Origin of the sequence: Paenibacillus sp. WLX1005 (assembly GCF_046603685.1) — a bacterium.
Lineage (GTDB): Bacteria > Bacillota > Bacilli > Paenibacillales > Paenibacillaceae > Saccharibacillus.
Window position 1 is genome coordinate 3,130,262 of the sequence record NZ_CP176756.1, and the last position, 19,633, is coordinate 3,149,894.

The window sequence follows — 19,633 nt, forward strand, 5'->3', positions numbered from 1 at the left end:
CATTTCTTGTGAATTGCATGTACATAGGCTGCATACGCTATATTGGCTGACTGCACTGCCTTTGCTTAGATTTGCTGCTCTTGTTTTTGGATCAGCTGTTTGCGAACAAAGCTTTCTTTTCGTTCAAACCGCCGGTAAAAGATCATCGGAATGATGCCTAGCGCGAATACAATCGCTGGCAGCCAAATAAATACGAATTGAATACCAGACAGCGATTGTGCACTTTGCGCTACGTTCGGCACATAACCGAACGCCGACATAAATTGGGTCGGAATAAAGCCGCCGAGACCGGAACCTGCCTTGATGCAAAAGGCACTGCCAATCGCCGTCAGAATACCGCTAGCACGCAGCCCAGTTTTCCATTCGCCATAATCCACCGTATCTGACAGCATGGCAAACGGCATGGAACAGGCAATACCTGAACCGATACAAGCGATAATCCAGCCAACAATCAGTGTAGACATATGCCCATGAGCAGCAAACAGAATCAGTTGCCCACCCGCCGCCAGCACAAAGCCGAGAATCATCGTTAACTGCTTGTTCGTATATTTCACGATAAACGGAATCGACACCATGCCCAGCACTTGAATGATTGAGATGCCGTTGATGAGTGGCACCAGATTTTTCTGACCGATATTGTATTCAAAATAATAAACTAGTGTGGATGTACGGATTGTGAGTGCGATCCAGAACAGCAAATTGGCAGCCACAAGCAACATCCACGGCCAATTGCCACGAAGAGCCTTCAAGCTGGAGCGTAGCGGAATTGTTTTGATCTTTTCCGTATTGATCTCACGCAAGTTACCAAATGCGATCAGAAACATCACAATCGAGACAGCACCGAACAGACATAATGTCCAGAAAAACCCTTTCTGATCGTTGCCGCCACCGAGAAATGCCACCAATGGCAACGTAAACGTCACCGCTGCAAAGTTACCGATATTGCCACCGACCATCCGAAATGAATTCAATACAACCCGTTCATTCGGATCTCGGCTCAAATTCGGCAGTATAGATGTGATTGGCGTCGAGATGCCTGTATACGCAATGCCTGCCAAAATATACGTAACACTGGCATATACGATTTTCCATGTGCCATCCAGATTTGGCGTTGTAAACGTCAGAATCGTAAACACAGCAAATGGAAAACAAAGCCATAGAAAATACGGACGGCTTTGCCCATATTTGGACTTCGTATGATCGACGATAATGCCCCATAGCGGCGCGTCGATCGCATCAACCAGTCGGGTAATCAGTAGCAGCGCTCCCGCTACCCCAACCGATAGACCGAATACATCGGTATAAAAGTACAATAAATATCCACCAATGATGCTGTACAGCAAATTGCCACCAGTGTCTGTAAGCGCATAACTAATTCTGCGATGAAATGGGACTTTGTCCGTGCGCAAGGACGGATGCTGCTCTGGTGAAAGATCGGATCGTTGTTCCATAGGTGTAACCTCCTGTTTACTAGTGACCACGTACCAGATGGATGCCGTAGCGATGTATGTATATTATTCACGTCATCCGGTTCTTTTATCGTAAGCGCTCTCGGAGTGGTGATAAACTTAGGATTTCGTAGGAAAGGTGTATATTTGCGACTATTTGTATTTCAGAATTGTTACGTAAAACCGTATACATTCATGCTATAATGACTGTTAACAACGTATTTTAAGATTATACTGATCTATTTAGTGTATGAATCCGACTTTTCCTGTCTAAAACTGATATTCTGGTAAGGAGTGACCTTGATCTACAATGAAACCAGTATGGAAAATGAATATTGAACGTCCACTCGCGTATTACAAATGCGGTCAATTTGTCAGTGACGAAGGCTGGAAGCATAAGAAAATGAATATGGAAAAGGATTATGAGCTGATCATCGGTCTAAAGGAAACCGTTTATTTGCAAGTCGGCGATCAGCGGTATGAGATCAAACATGGCGATGTATTGTTGATTCAGCCACAGGTGGAGTACTTCGGTTATGCATCATCGATAGCTGGCGCCAGCTTTTTCTGGCTGCATTTTATTCCGCGTCAAGGTATTGTGACGGAAGCAGGCGATACCTTTGCCAATCGACTGCTGGGAAGTACGTTAACCGAACAACGGGATGAGACGAATGCGTATGTATGCTTGCCGGATTTCTTTTCGCTGACGTATTTGGACAAGCCATTGATGTTAATGAAGCAAATTCTCGATATTTCCAATACATCGTATTACAGTACCTATGCGGTCGATTATCTAGTCACAGCGCTAATGATTGAATTGACGGATAAGTACATGGAGCCGCTGCTACATCATCAGCTATTGAACAAAGAACATAATCAGAAATTCATGCAGATTCTGGAATGGATTCGCGTCAATATATATCATGACTTGACTGTGCAAAAAGTCGCGGATACGTTCTGCTTCAATTCCGATCATCTCACCCGTTTATTTAAGAAAAATCTAGGCATGAGCACGATCCGCTATATTAATACGCTCAAGCTCAGCCTGGTAAAAGAATTGCTCTGTACAACGAACCAATCGATCAAGGAGATTGCATATGAGCTGCATTTCCGCGATGAGAAGTACTTGATGAAATTGTTCAAAAACTATGTTGGCATGACGCCGACGCAGTTCCGCGATACGTATACGAATACGTACATTAACACCGTTACCGTTGACCCAGATATTCCGCTACCTGCTCACTTGCGTGAGGATTGATTTTTTCTCAAGATCTGGAACGGAATAAACACTTGAAGATCAGACTGATTCGACTAGGGAAGACTTATAGAAAAAGATAATACATTGCCCGGCGCATCTCGTACAACGAGGATATGCCGGGCTTTTTTCTAACCATTTGCTATTGAAAATTCATCCAGCGCAATGCCAGCTTCTCTTATCGTGCATGATTAAATGCTAACTCAACGAATTTGAATATAATCCAATTCCGCATATCCAGTGCCTTTGCCAAACACAAGCGTATTGTCGCCTTGCTTCAGTGTAACGGGTACTGTCAGCACTTTGCGTGTACCAGCATTCGGAACATTCGAGATCCAGCCACCGCTAACCGGATATGATACTGCGTTTTGCACCTGCCCATTGACAGTCAGCGTATGTGTGGACGTAGCGCTTGTGCCATTGCCATAACCGACATCCATATTGTACGTTCCAGCGTTTGGTGCATATACCGCAAACGCAACCGAACTATCAGGATTGTCGATATTACCTACAAACAGACGATTCGATGCAAAGGAACTACCGACTACTTTGGCATCCTGTACGCTCGCATCTTCCGCTTCAAGTCTGACATCGAATGCGACATCAGGCTGCAATTGAATATAATCCAGCTCAGCATATCCTGCATTGCCTTTAGCCAGTGTAATGATATTCTGTCCCTTCTTCAACGAAACGGTTTGCTGAATGGCAGATACATTGCCCTGTGCTAGCCATCCACCAGTTGTTGGATAGTGGACAGTTGCATACGTATTGTCGTTTACAGTCAATGTATGTGTTGCGGTTGCCGAGCCGCCATTGGCATAGCCGACAGTCATTTGATAATCGCCAGCCGTGGGTGCTTGGACAGCGAATTGTACATAGCTATCTTCATGATCAATCGTGCCGACGTACCCGCCGTCAGATGCTTGTTTACTTTGCAATACGGCAGCATCATGAACGTCTGCTTGCTCTGCTTCATAGCGATTGATACCATTTTGCTCACCTGGTGTCACGATGAGTTGGTAGCCCGTCGAGGCTTTCATATTCGTAACTGGGATCGTAATCTGTCCATTTTGAATATGGAAATTGCCACTAAATTCGCTAGTCGTATTCGGTACAGCGGTATCGACTCCATACCACGGTGTACTCTCCAGCTTCACATGCGCTGTGCCGGAAAAGGCAGATAGCGCATCTAACCCTTTGACCACAACATTGTGATTACCAGTACCGCCGCCAAATACTACATTTACCTGCTGCTTACTATCATTGACACTGGCGATGCCGTCCAGATCGACAGCACGAGGATCAGCCGGAGTGGTCATCACCATTTGTCCCGACATATCGCCGTACCATTTGTACAGCCACCAGGCACCATTTTTTTGTCCGGTATCTGTTACTAGATTGCTTAGACGCCCCGGACGGAACCAGAATGCAATATTGGCGGTATCCACACCGGTTCGCTCAAATTCGGCAATATAGCGCACCATACTCCCCGGCACTGCTTGCTCTGCGATCACGCCGTATTCGTTAATGCTGATCGGTCGTGGGCTAATACCAAGTTCTTTTTCCAATGCACGATAAGAAGCTACATGATCGGAAATATAGCCCGGTGCTGGTGTATCGCGATGATTCCCTTCTGGATCCCCTAGTTCATGCCATGAAATGATGTCCGGCAATACGTTGTTATCCCTAGCATAGGTCAAATAATTGCGAATCCATGCTTCATCATACTTACTGATACTTGGACCTACCGTTTTGGCAGATGAGTCAAGTTGCTTGACGCGCAGGTAAGTTTTTTTCCATGCTTCGTTAAAAGAACCAGCAGCGTTGGCATTCCAGGTCCAGTCCGGTTCATTCCATAGCTCATATCCATAAATGTTATCCGCTCCAGATTGCAGTCGTGCCTGTACAATATGATCTACCTTAGCATACCAATCGTCCCAACTTACCCAGCGATACGGAAAATCAGGATAAATATCCGGCATACGAATCATAACGTCCGCTCCATTGCGCTTAGCAATATCAGCTACCTTCAACGCATCCCCAATAGGTGTCGTTTCCCCATTCGGCAACTGCCCGCCATCTGGTGCCATCTGCGTAAACATCTTTGGCTTAGTCGGTCCGATTAGATCATCTGCGGGTCTACCCTCTTCTGCCAGTCCGTACAAAGAACCGGAAGCAACATGGGTGACCGGTCTGTATGATTCCGATACATCTACAGTAAATGTCGCCGGAACCGCCGCTGAGACGGGCTTTGCGGATACAGGTAATAGGCTGAGCAATAATGCTCCACTTAACAAACACGCTATCTTTTTCATTCGTCATCACCTTTCGAAGTATAGTGCAGATTGTGGTCAAACGATAATTGTAGCGCTTTCAATAGACGTTGGCCGACGCCCATCAACTGGTGTAAAAGTTATAACTTTACAGTAATAGGTTATTGGTTTTCCAAGTGGGGGTAAACTTAATAAATCGTAGGATGGGTGTATATTACCGACTTGTGATTATTCAGACAGTGCCTATATATTCCGAGCATTGGTAATTATAGTTTGCATACAAAATCATTTATTCTTCTTTATTATGAATCAAAGTGATGTCTGGATGAATAAACCAAGCCTACTCCCGCCAATAATAAAATCACAGGTATGACGATCCATCCCAATCCTACATGTAAGATCTGATATGTAAAAGCTCCACCATTAACCTGTGATGAAATAGCTGCTCCTTCTAACCCTGCAAGGATAAACCCTGTGCATAGTAACATAACCGAAGCCAGAATAAGCGTGCAGCCTACTAATAATTTGATCATACTATCTCCTCCCATTCCCATATACCTAGTTTTCCTTTTGCGACAATCGGTGTCTCTAATCGCTGAATGATATCCATTTGCCACGCATATCGTCCTACTGTAAAATCTCCAAATGTCCATTCTGGATCAGAAACCTGATGCCCATTTTCCAGCATACAACCAGACTGTAATCCCTCTGTAACCTGTAAACAGTTCGTCAAATTCACTATCGCTACAATCGAACCTCTCGGCAAGTCCGCTATTGTCAAATACCCATGACGATCTAGTGCCTCTTCAACATACTCATTCTGTAACGCTTTTTTGTCCACTTGTTTACCGGCATGAATCGCTATTGTTCCTCGTAAAGCTGTTTTCCAGCTTCGAGTCTCATACTTTTTTTCTCCTAATGCCAGCAACGTTGCCCATGGCTGCCTGACGGTAATTGCTCTCATAGGTATAGTTCCTCCAATTATTACACATCGATTTAATAATCATTTGATTTGCATCATTCGTTCTGCATGTTAGCATGAACGTCTAAAGCATGAATGTATAACTTTCGTACTCCAACATCATATCAAAAACCCCGGCGCTTTAAGCACCGGGGTCTTACATTTTCCTTTTAGTACAGCGTCATATATTGGTCGCGCTCCCATTGGTGCACTTGGGTGCGATACATATCCCACTCGATCTCTTTCAGCTCATAAAAGTGAGCTGTTGCATGCTCGCCCAGCGCTGTGATCATTACATCATCACGCAGCAGGTCGTGCAGTGCTTCTTTCAGATCGCCTGGCAAACTAGGAATGCCTTCGTCGATCCGCTCATCTTCAGTCATTATGTAGATGTTACGGTCGATTGGTTTAGGCAGGTTAAGTTGACGATCAATACCGTCCAGCCCTGCTCTCAACATAACAGCCAGTGCCAGATAAGGATTCGCGGTTGGGTCCGGGTTGCGCAGCTCGATACGTGTGCTCAAACCACGGGAAGCCGGAATCCGAACCATTGGGCTACGATTGCTCGCCGACCATGCTACGTATACAGGAGCTTCATAACCAGGTACGAGACGTTTGTACGAATTCACGGTAGGATTCGTTACAGCTGCCATGGAACGTGCATGTTTTAGAATACCTGCCATATAATGACGGGCAATCTCGCTCAGACCGATCTCGTCGCTTTCATCGTAGAATGCGTTTTCGCCATCACGGAAAAGGGATTGGTGACAGTGCATACCGGAACCGTTCATGCCGAACAATGGTTTTGGCATAAAGGTCGCATGCAGTCCATGTTGACGAGCGATCGTACGTACAACGAGCTTGAACGTTTGAATCTGGTCAGCCGCTAACAAAGCAGGCGCGTATTTGAAATCGATCTCGTGCTGTCCCGGTGCTACTTCGTGGTGAGACGCTTCGATTTCAAAGCCCATTTCTTCCAGCGTGATAACGATATCGCGGCGACAGTTCTCGCCCAGATCGGTTGGAGCCAGATCGAAATAACCACCTTGGTCATTCAATTCCTCTGTAGGATTACCGTTCGCATCGGTGCGGAACAGGAAGAATTCTGGCTCAGGACCTACCATCATATCGGTAAAGCCCATCGCTTCAGCTTCTTGCAGGTTGCGCTTCAGTACACCACGCGGATCACCAGCGAATGGCGTGCCATCCGGCATGTACACATCACAAATCAGACGTGCTACACGATTGTCCGTTACCCATGGGAAAATAACCCATGTGTCCAGATCCGGGTACAGGTACATATCGGATTCTTCAATACGAACATATCCTTCGATCGAAGATCCATCAAACATCATTTTATTGTCCAGCGCTTTGGTCAGCTGGCTTACGGGAATCTCTACGTTTTTGATTGCGCCCAGCAAATCGGTAAACTGCAATCGGATAAAACGTACATTTTCTTCTTTCGCAATTCGCAGAATATCTTCCTTCGTGAAACTCACGTTACCCTCTCCTCTGTGCTCTGTTTATTTTTTGTTGAAGAATCGGGATAATTCCCCTTGGATAAGAGACACCTGACCCGGACGCTTCCCGGTAACCAGTTGCTGTTTAAGCATACGATGAAGTTGGGAATCTGACAATTCCCTGCGACGTTCTTCCGTATCTGGCGTAATCACCGTTGCTTCTTCCGATTCTTTGGAAACAGGGTTCATCACTTGTTTGATACCAGCGATATTTACCCCTTTCTCGATCAGTGCTTTAATCTCGAGCAGACGCTCTACATCATTAAATGAGAACAAACGCTGATTCCCTGATGTACGCGCAGGTACAATCAGATTATGCTGTTCATAGTATCGAATCTGCCGTGCAGACAGATCTGTCAATTTCATGACGATCCCGATTGGGAATAGCGCCATATTTCTCCGAATTTCATCGCCCATGTATTCATCAACCTTCCAATTCGCATTTTAGCTTTATCTTCTCTTGCTACTATTGTACATATCCTGATATCGAGCGTCAATAACATGTTAAGTTAACTCACAATAATTTTATATTGCTTTAACATATGATTAACAAACGAACAGATAGAAAGTTTCTATACATGCGCAAGCTCTCTTTTTCACAGACTTATTATAACATGAGATGCCTGTCAATTGCACGTCAGGTCGCTAATCTGTCTATCAATATTACTGCACGATGTAATGTTGGCGAGATGCCTATTTATAAGTTCACATTTGCTCAGGATAGGCATGTTATACATATAATCCTAGTTTGTTGCTATACAACCGAAATATTACATTGATCCAATATTCATCGTAACAAACATTACAATAGGCACAAATTTCCCCGCTATTCCTTCCTATCTAGTAACGTTTATGCCTTCTCTGGCAGCTTTTCTTCCGGTAAGCAAATATCTCATCCCGAGCAGACAATGATAGCTTGTTCAAAAATGCTACACTTTATTTGTATAAAAAGAGGTAGCTGCACATCCATAATCATAACTTTGTGACAGAGTGAACATAGTCCGGCATATGCAATCTATTGCGCGTAGCGAAACAATCTTTCTAAAATACAACAGTTATTGCCTACTACAATAAACTTATATCCATAACCTATAAGCAAGCGAGCAAGCTTCCTTATTTATCCATATTGATCATAACGCCAAAATACATACATTGAAATATTCTATCGAACTTCATATAGAAAAAAAGAAATAAAAAAATGTATTTCCGCAACCTATCAATGAATGAAATCATTACAACAAGTTGCGGAACTATAGCTTAGCATGTATACCTTGCATCAATGTTGAGATATATCATACTTATTTTGTATCTATTGTATTTATTTAAAGTAGATTGCGTTCTAGCATCGTTTGCAATGCCATCAGTACACCAAGTTTTACATGGGAAAAGGTTAATCCACCCTGCATATAACCAATATACGGCTCACGGATCGGCGCATCAGCAGACAACTCTAGACTTCCACCTTGAATGAATGTACCTGCTGCCATAATGACCGGATGCTCGTAACCTGGCATATCCCATGGTTCTGGTACAACGTGGCTGTCTACTGCTGCTGCCCGCTGAATCCCCTGTACAAAAGCGATCAACTGCTGTTCCTGTTGAAACGATACTGCCTGAATAAGATCCGTACGAGGCTCATTCCACCCAGGCTTGCTGTTGAATCCTGCCAGCTCAAACATGGCTGCGGCGTAGATGCTGCCTTTTAACGCCTGACCAACAATGGTCGGTGCCATGTATAATCCTTGATAAATCCCTCGTGTCGTGCCGAGCATGGCACCAACTTCTCCACCGATTCCCGGTGCTGTCATTCGATAAGATGCCAGCTCCACGTATTCGCGCTTACCGCAAATGTAACCACCAGTTTCAGCAATACCGCCACCCGGATTTTTGATCAGGGAACCTGCCATCAGGTCAACACCGACCTGCGTTGGTTCCAGCGTTTCACTGAATTCGCCATAACAATTATCCACGAAGATCACGACATCAGAGCGGTATTCGCGAATCTTGCGTACCATCTGCTCAATATCTGCAATCGTGAATGAAGAACGCCAATCGTATCCGCGTGAACGCTGAATACCGATGACTTTGGTTCGATCATTCAGCTTGCCTTCGACTGCCTGCCAATCGACTTGCCCATGCTCATCTAGTGCAGCTTCGCTATACGTAATACCGAAGTCTGCCAGTGATCCTTTGTCATCGCCCGGCTTGCCGATCACTTTGTGCAATGTATCGTAAGGTCGACCGGTAATGTATAGCAGTTCATCGCCTGGACGCAGCACGCCGAACAGAGCCGTTGCAATCGTATGCGTACCGGAAGCAAAATGCGGGCGCACCAATGCGGCTTCGCAACCGAACACTTCTGCGTACACTTCTTCTAGCACTTCACGCCCCCGGTCGTTATACGCATACCCGGTTGAACCGGCAAAGTGATAATCGCTCACTTTATGTTTTTGAAAAGCTTCGATTACTTTCCACTGGTTGGCATCAATGATGCGATCCAGCTTGCGAACCGCTTCTTCAATGATCTGATCTGCTTGAGCAGACCATGCCATAATTGTATCGTCAAAAACCGGCATTTCTCTATCTCCCCGCAATGATAGCCCGCCCCGGTCATGCGGGCGGGCTATCTCATATTCATGTTTGGCTATTACGCCTGTTAGTTCTGATGTTCAGATCATGGGATGATGTATCCCGTTCTATCATGACATGTCAAAATGTAAACTTTCGCGATTCATATTTTACACGAAACGACAGCTTAAAGAAATGTCATTGTGAAAATTGTCGCAATTTTGTCACTTTACTTCGTAATCTTGCAGCTTGTAACCGAATTTCTCATAATCAACCTTATTGATTTCGACCGTGAAAATGGCTTCATTCTCTTCGTACTCTTGATCCACAATGCTGCTGAATGTATATAGCTGTGAGATCAGATCGCCACGTTCAGCTGGAATACGATAGATACGTTTCCCACCTGCCAGCTGATCCTGAATTAGCAAACTGACGCGCTCCAGATCAGCATCGTTGTAAGCACTGATGCGCAGATGTGTAGAATCAGACGGCAACATCTCCAATTGATCCGGTGTACACATATCAGATTTGTTGTAGAGCACTACCATATCTTTATTACCAGCACCCAATTCCTGCAAAATCTCATCGACGACTATCATCTGCTCATCCCGACGCTCAGAAGACGCGTCAACGACATGCAATATCAGATCCGCTTCGTTCACTTCTTCCAATGTTGCACGGAAAGCAGCGATCAGATCATGCGGAAGATTCTGGATGAATCCAACGGTATCAGTGAGTACAATTTCCTTACCACCGGGCAATTCCAGTGTACGTGAAGTCGGATCAAGCGTAGCAAACAGCTGATCTTGCACGTACACATCTGCAGATGTTAGCTGCTTGAGTAGCGTCGATTTCCCAGCATTGGTGTAACCGACAAGTGCGACTTGTACAACACCTGACTTTTTGCGGCGTTCTCGATACAGTACGCGATGACGCATCACTTCTTCCAGCTGACGTTTTAGGTCAGTCACCCGGGTACGAATATGACGACGATCGGTTTCGAGTTTACTTTCACCGGGACCGCGCGTACCAATCCCGCCGCCCAGTCGAGACAGGTTTTTGCCTTGACCAGACAGTCGTGGCAGCAGATAGCTATACTGTGCCAGCTCCACCTGCAAAATACCTTCACGTGTTTTGGCACGCTGGGCGAAGATGTCCAGAATGAGCTGTGTACGGTCAATAATCTTCGCATCCAGATGTTCTTCCAGATTACGCACCTGCGCACCTGATAGCTCTTGATCGAAAATGACAGTATTGGCGCCTAGCGCTTCCAGCAAAATGCGTAATTCTTCCACTTTACCTTTACCGATAAACCAGCGTACATCCGGCATCTCGCGATTCTGAGTCATCTGTTCCAGCACTTCTACGCCTGCCGTCTCCGCCAGACTGACGAGTTCTTGAATAGAGCCTTCCGCGTTTACATTGTTACGCTTGTCCATCTGTGTATACAGACTCACTAAGACAGCTCTTGCCTGTTGCTCGGTCTGTGTATCATGTGTTCCTTGTTTCATGGTAATACCCCTTGTGTATGTTATGACATCGTTAATGAAGCGGATGCTCAGGAGTGATGATCCCGTCCAAATAGGCTACGCCGATGCTTCAGCGATAACGGGAACAACGGAAAAGCATGCGCATCGATCTGCTTGAGCAATCGTCTGGCGGTTGCATGAGCAAGCTCGTAATCCTGCTGTGTAATGACCCGGCGACGCAATGCATCATCCAGCTCATCCTCATCCAGCAGGAAAATCTGTCCATCCTTCATGACTACAATATCCAGATAGAGATCATCAAACCACGGAACGCCCTGGTCGGTAATACCCTGCGTTTTGCAGATGTCAATATACCACTCGATGATCTCCAGCTTATCATCGAACATGGCGGTTACGACATAGTTGGCATTGTCCGGGTAATACTGCATCCACGAATATTCAGCAGCAGCGATGCAAAATCTCCGGCCTCCATAAATTTTGTATAATGGTTCGCGCAAACGGTTCATATGGTAGAGCGTCACATATCCTGTAAAAATATTGTTGTTTACATAACGGCGTGTATAACTGCGTTGTATGACACGCCGCCAGTTCGCTCGATCTGCAAATTTACGTTTCATGGAAGCGTCCCTTTCCTACAAAGTAACTTCAGAATAGCATATTTGCCGTCATCCCTCAAAAAAAGCCTCCAATCTTCACGATTGGAGGCCTGAATCATGCCGTTTGTTACGTGGCAGGCGGTGTGGTCGTTGTATTATCGGTACTATTTGTACCTGCATCACCTGTACCTGCTGGCGGTGTAGTCGTTCCCGGCGTAGTCGTACCTGGCGGTATTGTTGTGCCATCGGTCGTTCCACTGCCGTCCGTACCATTTTGACTATTATCCGGCGTTGTGGTGCCTCCATTATTGGTTGAACCATCAGTTGGACCGGTATTGGTTCCGGTATCTCCTGTACCACCTGTTCCATTATCCGTTCCCGGATTGGTATCCGTACCCGGTGTTTCTTCACCGGTTGGTGGAGTTGGTGTCTCGCCTTCCGGCGGTACGACTCCGTCTGGATTCTCGGTTGGTGGCGGTTCCGTTTCTGCCTGATCAATCGCAATTTGCACTGTATTGGATGCATCGGATTGCGCTCCGTCAGCCGTAGTTGCGGTAACGTAATAATCGTACGTTTGTCCGGCAGTGACTGCACCATCGGATGCGACTGGATCAGCTCCACCGCTTGAGATTACACTGAACTCAGTTGCTCCACTTTCCTTACGATAGACGGTGTAGCTGGATGCTCCTTCAACAGGATTCCATGCCAATGCTACAGATTGACTATCCTGATCAAAGGAAGCGCTCAGACCTGTAACTGCGGAAGGCGTCACCGGTTCTTCTTCTTCCGGCTCTTCCACAACTGGTGGCGGTACTGCGGCGGCATCAAAGTTCTGTACTGGATATCCTTCCAATGCAGGACCCATGACTGCGGCAAACAATGCTGCTGCCCGTCCGCTACCGTCTTTGAGCAGATGCGTGCGATCTGGCTTGTCATAACCCATCCAGACAGCTGCCGTCCACTCCTTGGTATAACCGGCAAACCAGATATCGCGGTTGGCACTGCTGCTCAAGCCAGAGATACCGTGCTGAGTCGTTCCTGTTTTACCAGCAACCGGACGGTTGATCTGTGCCCGTTTACCTGTACCATTCTGAACGACGTTTTGCAGCATTTGAGTCATTTCATCGGTTGCTTGCTTATCTAGTACTTCGGTTGATTTGGCACTGTTTTTGTACACTTCATCACCAGTGCTATCGGTAATGCTTTTCACAGCGTAAGCAGCGGTGTAATTTCCACCGTCGGCGAATACACGATACGCTTGCGCCATTTCCAGCGTATTGGTTCCTTTGCTCAGACCACCTAGCGCAATTGCCAGGTTGCGGTCGTCGCCAGTCAGATCGAAACCAACCGACTTGGCATAATTGATACCAGTATCAATACCAATCTGATTCAGTAACCATACGGCCGGAATGTTGACGGAATCCTCCATCGCAGCTGTCATACTGATCGTATTGGAATAGCCACCATGCAAGTTATTCGGACAATACGTACCAAAACATTGCTTTTCATTGCTAAGCATGGAATTGGAATGGTAGTTGCCACTTTGCAGTGCTGGTGCATACGTAATAATTGGTTTGAATGCTGAACCTGGTTGACGATGACTCGTCACACGGCTGAAGTTGCCGCTCACATAATCGCGTCCACCAAGTAATGCGACAAGTCCGCCGGTATCGTTGTTGACGATAACCATCGAACCTTGCACTTTGACATCATCTGGACTGTTCTCAAATAGATCGTCGTTTTTGAAAGCATCTTCAAGCGTTTGCTGCGCCTTGGAGTCCATTGTCGTGTAAATGTTATACCCGCCGCGGTTCAAATCATCCGCGCTCAGACCAGTGGCATCCTCCGCTTCCTGCATCGCATAGTCGATAAATGCCTGATACTTGGCACTTTTGCTTTCTGGCGATTTGTAATTGTACGTTACTTCTTCGGCTTCTTTTTCATCGGCGGCTGTAATGTAGCCCTGCTGCTGCATGAGCTGCAATACAACGGCGCGACGTTCTTGTGACAGCTCAGGATTGCTTTGCGGGCTGTAACGCGACGGTGCCTTCGGCAAACCAGCTAGTGTAGCAATCTGCCATGTTTTCAGTTTACTCAGGTCGCTGACTCCAAAATACGTTTCGGACGCTTCCTTGATACCGTAAGCCCCGGAGCCAAAGTAAATCCGGTTCAGATACGTCGTAATAATCTCGTCTTTGGTCATATTACGTTCAATCGCCAATGCGATCGATACTTCTGTTGCCTTACGGAAAAATGTTTTGTCATTCGTTAAAAAGACGTTTTTGGCAAGCTGTTGGGTGATTGTACTACCACCCTCTACAGCGGAGCGGGCTACAACGTCACGTACCGCTGCCCGACCGATCGACCACAGATCCACGCCCTGATGGTCGAAAAACCGCCTGTCTTCGGTTGCCACGAAGGCTTCGATTACTTCTTTTGGAATTTCTTCGTATTTGACTGGATCGCCTGTGCGTATACTACGTTGCAAAATCAATGTTCCATTGCGGTCGTATACTTTGGTTGGCTCGGTGACCGCGAGTTTGTTGATGTTTGCCTGATAGATTTTTTCCCCGCTTACCATAATGAAGAGGTAGCCGGCAAGCGCACAAAATATACCCAGTGCAGTGACGGCAAATAATGTCCAGAATACGCGTTTGCCTGTAATTTTTTTGGTCTTTTTCTTTTTGGCACCCGAGTTGCCCGATCCTGATCCCGAGCCGGAAGAGCTTGTTCGGTTTGGACGGTTCGGTCGGTTCGTACTCTGACTTTGACCTTTGTCACTGCGGGATAGTTGCTGTCTTGGCATTGTTTATTCTGACTCCCTTTCAGTAAACCATGTAGTGCAATTCATGACGTGTATGCAGGACAGGTATGCGAAAGAAAAGAACAACCCTTATAAAGGGGTTGTCCGATTCCTTCTCTGTATAAGACGATATATGAAGCACAAAAGTTTCATTCTACTGTCTCTGTTCTGAGCAGCGAACCCACTTAGTTCTCGCTTTGGTTATCCTGTGGCATCAAGGATACATTGCGTGAAGGTGTAAATGTGGATACTGCATGTTTGTAGATCATTTGCTGACGACCATCACTGTCTACCATGATCGTAAAGTTATCAAACGCTTTGATCGTGCCGCGAATCTGGAAGCCGTTCACAAGATATACGGTGACCGGAATATTTTCCTTACGCAATTGATTTAAAAAAGTATCCTGAATATTAATAGACTTGTTCATTAACCGTACCCCCAAGTGATTATTAATTCAGCATTGGCTCAATGCTCAATTGGAATAAAGAAGTTGCTGCTGATAGTGCAGAAATGCGATTTAAGTTGTTGAAGTATATTCCCTGTCCCGGTACAAATTTCCTGCTACGATGTCATATACTTTCTCAATATGCTCTTCTTGGTTGTTCACATCGCTCACATCAACCCAGTGTATATCGCGCATATGGCGGAACCAGGACAGTTGGCGTTTGGCAAAACGCCGCGTATCACGCTTTAATAGCACGACCGCTTCTTGCAGATTCATGCCGCCTGATAGATAAGCGGCAATCTCCTTGTACCCCAATCCCTGCATCGCTACCATTCCGGGGGTGTATCCCTGATTCAGCAGATGCTGAACCTCGTTCAGCAAACCTTCATCCAGCATCTGATCAATCCGTGCTTCAATACGTTTATATAGCATTTCCCTATCCATTGTCAAACCGACGATGCACAATTCGTATGGCGACGTTCTGCTCTGACCCGATAGCTGATCGGAAAGCTTGATCCCAGTTAAATGATGAACTTCCAACGCGCGGATAATGCGCCGCTGGTCGTTCTGATGCAGACGGGCTGCGGATTCCGGGTCAACGGCAGCGAGTCGTTCATGCAGTGCCTGCGCACCGTGACTCTCGGCGTATTCCGCTTGCTCACGGCGAAACTCTTCATCCGCTCCGCTGTCGCTGAACTGGAACTCATAGCTGACCGATTCGACATACAAACCTGTGCCTCCGACGATAAAAGGCAGTTTGCCACGGCTGCTAATATCAGGAATCAACTCACGGCAACGCTGCTGAAATTCGGCAACGGAGAATGGTTCGTGCGGATCATGAATGTCGATCAAATGGTGGGGAATCCCTTGCATTTCTTCACGTTTGATTTTTGCTGTACCGATATTCATACCACGGTATACCTGCATAGAATCACCGGAGATAATTTCGGCGCCAAAACGTTTGGCGATTTCGATACTGATAGCGGTTTTGCCGACGGCTGTCGGCCCGATCAGCACGAGCAGCTTCGGTTTCTCTGCTGTCTGGTCTGGTCGGATAGTCATACATAGATCACTCCGTATTCTATTTTGGATTTTTTGCGCCGGATGCGTTCAAATCCAAGGCGTTCATATTCAGGGCTGTCCCATTTTTCCTTTAGCATCACCGTTTTACGTGCGACACGTATAGCATGTTCGATGCATTGTTGGTCCAGCGCATCATTGTTAGCAAACCCTCGCAACGGCGCGATCGCAGCCGATTCATGCAGTGCCTCACGGAACATCGGGTCAAAATAAACGATATCGACGCTCTTGTCCGGCAGGCTGCTCAAGTAAGACGTATGATCCTGCGGAATCACACGAATGCGCCGCAACGCTTCATCGACTGGTGGCAGTCCGCTTTCATACGTGCGAAGACCTTCCGTCAGAAGCGCGGCAAGTGGTTTTGAATATTCCAATGCAGTAACTGTGCCAGAAGACCCGGTTGCCAGCGAAAATACAAGCGAATCTGATCCTAGTCCAGCAGTACAATCCAGCACGGAATCGCCAGGCGTTAGCCGGGACGTCGCAATCATGACGTCCTCTTCCCCTTTGAGCAACCGTTTGGCGCGTACAAACGCCATACTAGGATGGAAAAACATCGCAGACTCGCCAGGACGGGCAAGACGCGTTTCTTTCTCTACTAATACGATAATGTCAGGATCATCGTATTGAGCAGCCATACGGGCGACAGAGCGCCCTTTACGCGGAATATAGGAAACGGCGAACTCTGCTGCTAGCTTCCGGGCGCGTGCCTCGGTTATGGCAGACGGATCATCGCCAGTTGTAATCAACATACATTCATTCTCCATTCTTCATCTTTACATCACACGCTTGAACAGCTTCTCCAGATCATAGCTGGAAAAGGATACAACGATTGGGCGTCCATGTGGACATGTATACGGCTGATGACAAGCAGCCAGCCGATTAAGTAGTGCTTGCGCTTCCGCTTCAGTCAAGCGCTGATTGGCTTTGATCGATGCTTTGCATGAGCAGAGCGTGGACGCTTGCTCACGCAACTTGGACAGGTCAATCTTGCGCTCGCTCAGCACCCATTCGGTCATTTCCTGAATGACGCGCTGCTCCTCGCCTTTGGGGAACCAATAAGGATATGCACAAACACGGAACGTCTGTCCGCCAAAATGCTCCAGATATACGCCTACCCGTTCAAACCAGTGCAGCCGATCTTTGAGCTTGTCCGCTTCCGCACGAGTAAATTCCAGCGTAATCGGCAGGAGTAGCTCTTGCGATGCTTCCTCTGGCTGACCGAACTTGTTGTAATAAAATTCGTAATTCACTCGTTCATGTGCAGCATGCTGGTCAATGAGGAACAAGCCTTCTTCATTTTGTGCAATCAAATACGTACCATGATGCTGTCCAATCAACGTCATCTCTGGAAACTCCGGTTGCTGCGGCTCTTCGGCAGTTCCATAGAGCATCTCTGCCGGAATACCGCGATTGGCATTGCCTGGACGCTGTGGTTGACGTGCAGACGAGCCTGAACCAGATGAGCGTTTATAATCCGGCTGATACGTGCGTTCACGCTCCCGAATGCCGGATGGCTGATGTGCTGTAGTTGCTGCCGAAGATGGATAGTCCCCTTTGGCAGAAATCGCTGGCTCGTTCGATGATGCACCAAAATCAGCGTCTGGTACAGGCAGCGAATCAATACTTGATGCTGCTGTCTGAATGGCAGTTTCGTTCGTACGTTTTCCATTTTCATTATTGATTATTTCATTATTCGTATCAGTCGCACTGGAAGCGCCAGATGGCGCCTGCTCTTCTGCTTTGGCATACTCAGGATGCGGCAATTGTTCGCGGATTGTCGGAGACGATGTTGCACGATTCCCTGTAGCTGCCGGAATACTATCATGCAGTGAAGTATGACGTGCAGCAGAGGCTTGCTCTCCTTCGGTCTGTCCATTCCACTGTGGAGCAGGCTGTCCCGGTTCTGGCGGTAGATCATGATCGCCTAGCGGCGGCACATAGGGAGCATCCAGTTCGCCTATATCCTCCTGTGCAATCTGCTGACGCGGAAGGTCGGAACTGACATTTCCATCAGGTGACAATGGAGTCGATGAAGATGAAGGCGCAGTGAACAGATCGTTGCCCGCATAGGCATCATTGGATACCGGTGGACGTGAGAAGCTAAACTGCTCTTGAATAACAGATTCGCTATTACCGCGCTTCACCGTCTGCTTGGTCACATGTGGAATCAGAATCTCGCGCCGCAACGCTTGACGAACCGATTCCTCTACAAACATCATCAGCTCCGGTTCTTTGCTGAAACGTACTTCCATTTTGGCTGGATGCACATTGACATCGACTAGTGATGGATGCATTTCTAGCCGTAGCACCGTGAGCGGATAGCGATTAATCGGCAGCAATGTATGATAAGCGCGTAGAATTGCCTGATTGACGATATAACTTTTAATATAACGTCCATTCACGATCACGGACATCGCATTACGGTTGGCACGCGCAATCTCTGGTCGTCCGATATATCCATTAATGCTGTAATCCAGATTATCATTATTGAGCGGCAATACCATTTTGGCAGATGATGTACCGTAAACAGCCGCAATCACCTGCAACATATCGCCATTTCCCGGCGTTTGAAGCAACACATTATTGTTATGCCGCAGTGTAAAAGCAATCTCTGGATGTGCCAACGACATACGATACATAATATCAGAGATATGTCCCAGCTCCGTCTGGACCGTTTTCATATATTTCAATCGTGCTGGAGTATTGTAAAAGAGGGAATTGACGCGAAAATCCGTACCACGCGGTGCGGCTTCGTCTTCATTGCTCTTCAATGTACCGCCTTCGATCACTAGACGGCGACCCGCGCCATCATCGGTCGCGCTAGTTAACAGATCGACTTTAGATACGGCGGCAATACTTGGCAGCGCCTCACCGCGGAAACCGAGACTTGTAATCTGGAACAGATCGCGATCATCTGCAAGCTTACTGGTCGCATGACGGTAAAAGGCAGTTTCGCAGTCATCCGCCGCGATTCCCGTCCCATTATCCTGCACACGTATCGACTCCAGCCCACCTTCACCGATATGAACATCAATGCGGGTGGCACGCGCATCAATCGCATTTTCTACCAGTTCTTTAACGACAGAGGCAGGACGCTCGACTACTTCACCAGCAGCAATCTGATTGGCAATATGCTCATCCAGCACACGGATATTTCCCATATTGATCTTCCTCCTTCCCCATTCAGCCT

15 protein-coding genes are annotated in these 19,633 nt (G+C 46.9%); 1 reads left to right on the forward strand and 14 read right to left on the reverse strand.

What is annotated here, in order from left to right:
* Positions 1-65: 65 nt before the first annotated feature.
* Positions 66-1,451 (reverse strand): glycoside-pentoside-hexuronide (GPH):cation symporter, encoded by a 1,386-nt coding sequence (locus ACE3MZ_RS13355; protein ID WP_411342653.1) that lies wholly within the window; start codon positions 1,449-1,451, stop codon positions 66-68.
* 307 nt (positions 1,452-1,758) lie between these two features.
* On the opposite strand from ACE3MZ_RS13355, the gene ACE3MZ_RS13360 reads away from it, so the two are divergent.
* Positions 1,759-2,706: a helix-turn-helix domain-containing protein gene (locus ACE3MZ_RS13360; RefSeq protein ID WP_411342654.1), complete on the forward strand. Its 948-nt coding sequence runs from the start codon at positions 1,759-1,761 to the stop codon at positions 2,704-2,706.
* A gap of 200 nt (positions 2,707-2,906) precedes the next feature.
* On the opposite strand, the gene ACE3MZ_RS13365 is transcribed toward ACE3MZ_RS13360, so the two are convergent.
* The 13 genes from ACE3MZ_RS13365 to mutL all read right to left on the reverse strand — a co-directional run bounded on the left by ACE3MZ_RS13365 (position 2,907) and on the right by mutL (position 19,604).
* On the reverse strand, positions 2,907-5,018 hold the full coding sequence (locus ACE3MZ_RS13365) for a CBM35 domain-containing protein (RefSeq protein ID WP_411342655.1): 2,112 nt from the start codon (positions 5,016-5,018) through the stop codon (positions 2,907-2,909).
* A gap of 260 nt (positions 5,019-5,278) precedes the next feature.
* The gene (locus ACE3MZ_RS13370; protein ID WP_411342656.1) at positions 5,279-5,509 is read right to left on the reverse strand and encodes a hypothetical protein; all 231 of its coding nucleotides are present in this window, start codon (positions 5,507-5,509) and stop codon (positions 5,279-5,281) included.
* Positions 5,506-5,940, reverse strand: coding sequence for an ASCH domain-containing protein (locus ACE3MZ_RS13375; RefSeq protein ID WP_411342657.1), 435 nt, complete (start codon positions 5,938-5,940; stop codon positions 5,506-5,508). The genes ACE3MZ_RS13370 and ACE3MZ_RS13375 overlap by 4 nt, the downstream gene beginning before the upstream one ends.
* Positions 5,941-6,107: 167 nt before the next feature.
* Entirely contained in the window at positions 6,108-7,436 is a 1,329-nt protein-coding gene (gene glnA / locus ACE3MZ_RS13380) for a type I glutamate--ammonia ligase (RefSeq protein ID WP_411342658.1), read from the reverse strand.
* Positions 7,437-7,460: 24 nt separating this feature from the next.
* Complete coding sequence (locus ACE3MZ_RS13385) at positions 7,461-7,874, reverse strand: MerR family transcriptional regulator (RefSeq protein WP_188777794.1); 414 nt, start codon at positions 7,872-7,874, stop codon at positions 7,461-7,463.
* A 905-nt stretch (positions 7,875-8,779) separates the two neighbouring features.
* Positions 8,780-10,009 carry an aminotransferase class I/II-fold pyridoxal phosphate-dependent enzyme gene (locus tag ACE3MZ_RS13390; RefSeq protein ID WP_411346792.1) on the reverse strand — a complete coding sequence of 410 codons (1,230 nt, stop codon included), beginning with the start codon at positions 10,007-10,009 and terminating at the stop codon, positions 8,780-8,782.
* Positions 10,010-10,249: 240 nt separating this feature from the next.
* A complete protein-coding gene (gene hflX / locus ACE3MZ_RS13395) occupies positions 10,250-11,536 on the reverse strand; it encodes a GTPase HflX (RefSeq protein WP_411342659.1) in 1,287 nt (428 codons plus the stop codon).
* Positions 11,537-11,583: 47 nt separating this feature from the next.
* Positions 11,584-12,132 (reverse strand): DUF402 domain-containing protein, encoded by a 549-nt coding sequence (locus ACE3MZ_RS13400; RefSeq protein WP_411342660.1) that lies wholly within the window; start codon positions 12,130-12,132, stop codon positions 11,584-11,586.
* Positions 12,133-12,238: 106 nt separating this feature from the next.
* Complete coding sequence (locus tag ACE3MZ_RS13405; RefSeq protein ID WP_411342661.1) at positions 12,239-14,917, reverse strand: PBP1A family penicillin-binding protein; 2,679 nt, start codon at positions 14,915-14,917, stop codon at positions 12,239-12,241.
* Positions 14,918-15,099: 182 nt separating this feature from the next.
* A complete protein-coding gene (gene hfq, locus ACE3MZ_RS13410) occupies positions 15,100-15,342 on the reverse strand; it encodes an RNA chaperone Hfq (RefSeq protein ID WP_411342662.1) in 243 nt (80 codons plus the stop codon).
* A 90-nt stretch (positions 15,343-15,432) separates the two neighbouring features.
* Positions 15,433-16,422, reverse strand: a complete 990-nt coding sequence (miaA, locus tag ACE3MZ_RS13415; RefSeq protein WP_411342663.1) for a tRNA (adenosine(37)-N6)-dimethylallyltransferase MiaA — start codon at positions 16,420-16,422, stop codon at positions 15,433-15,435.
* The gene (locus ACE3MZ_RS13420; RefSeq protein ID WP_411342664.1) at positions 16,419-17,192 is read right to left on the reverse strand and encodes a class I SAM-dependent methyltransferase; all 774 of its coding nucleotides are present in this window, start codon (positions 17,190-17,192) and stop codon (positions 16,419-16,421) included. The genes miaA and ACE3MZ_RS13420 overlap by 4 nt, the downstream gene beginning before the upstream one ends.
* A gap of 24 nt (positions 17,193-17,216) precedes the next feature.
* Positions 17,217-19,604 (reverse strand): DNA mismatch repair endonuclease MutL, encoded by a 2,388-nt coding sequence (gene mutL, locus ACE3MZ_RS13425; RefSeq protein ID WP_411342665.1) that lies wholly within the window; start codon positions 19,602-19,604, stop codon positions 17,217-17,219.
* Positions 19,605-19,633: the final 29 nt, after the last annotated feature.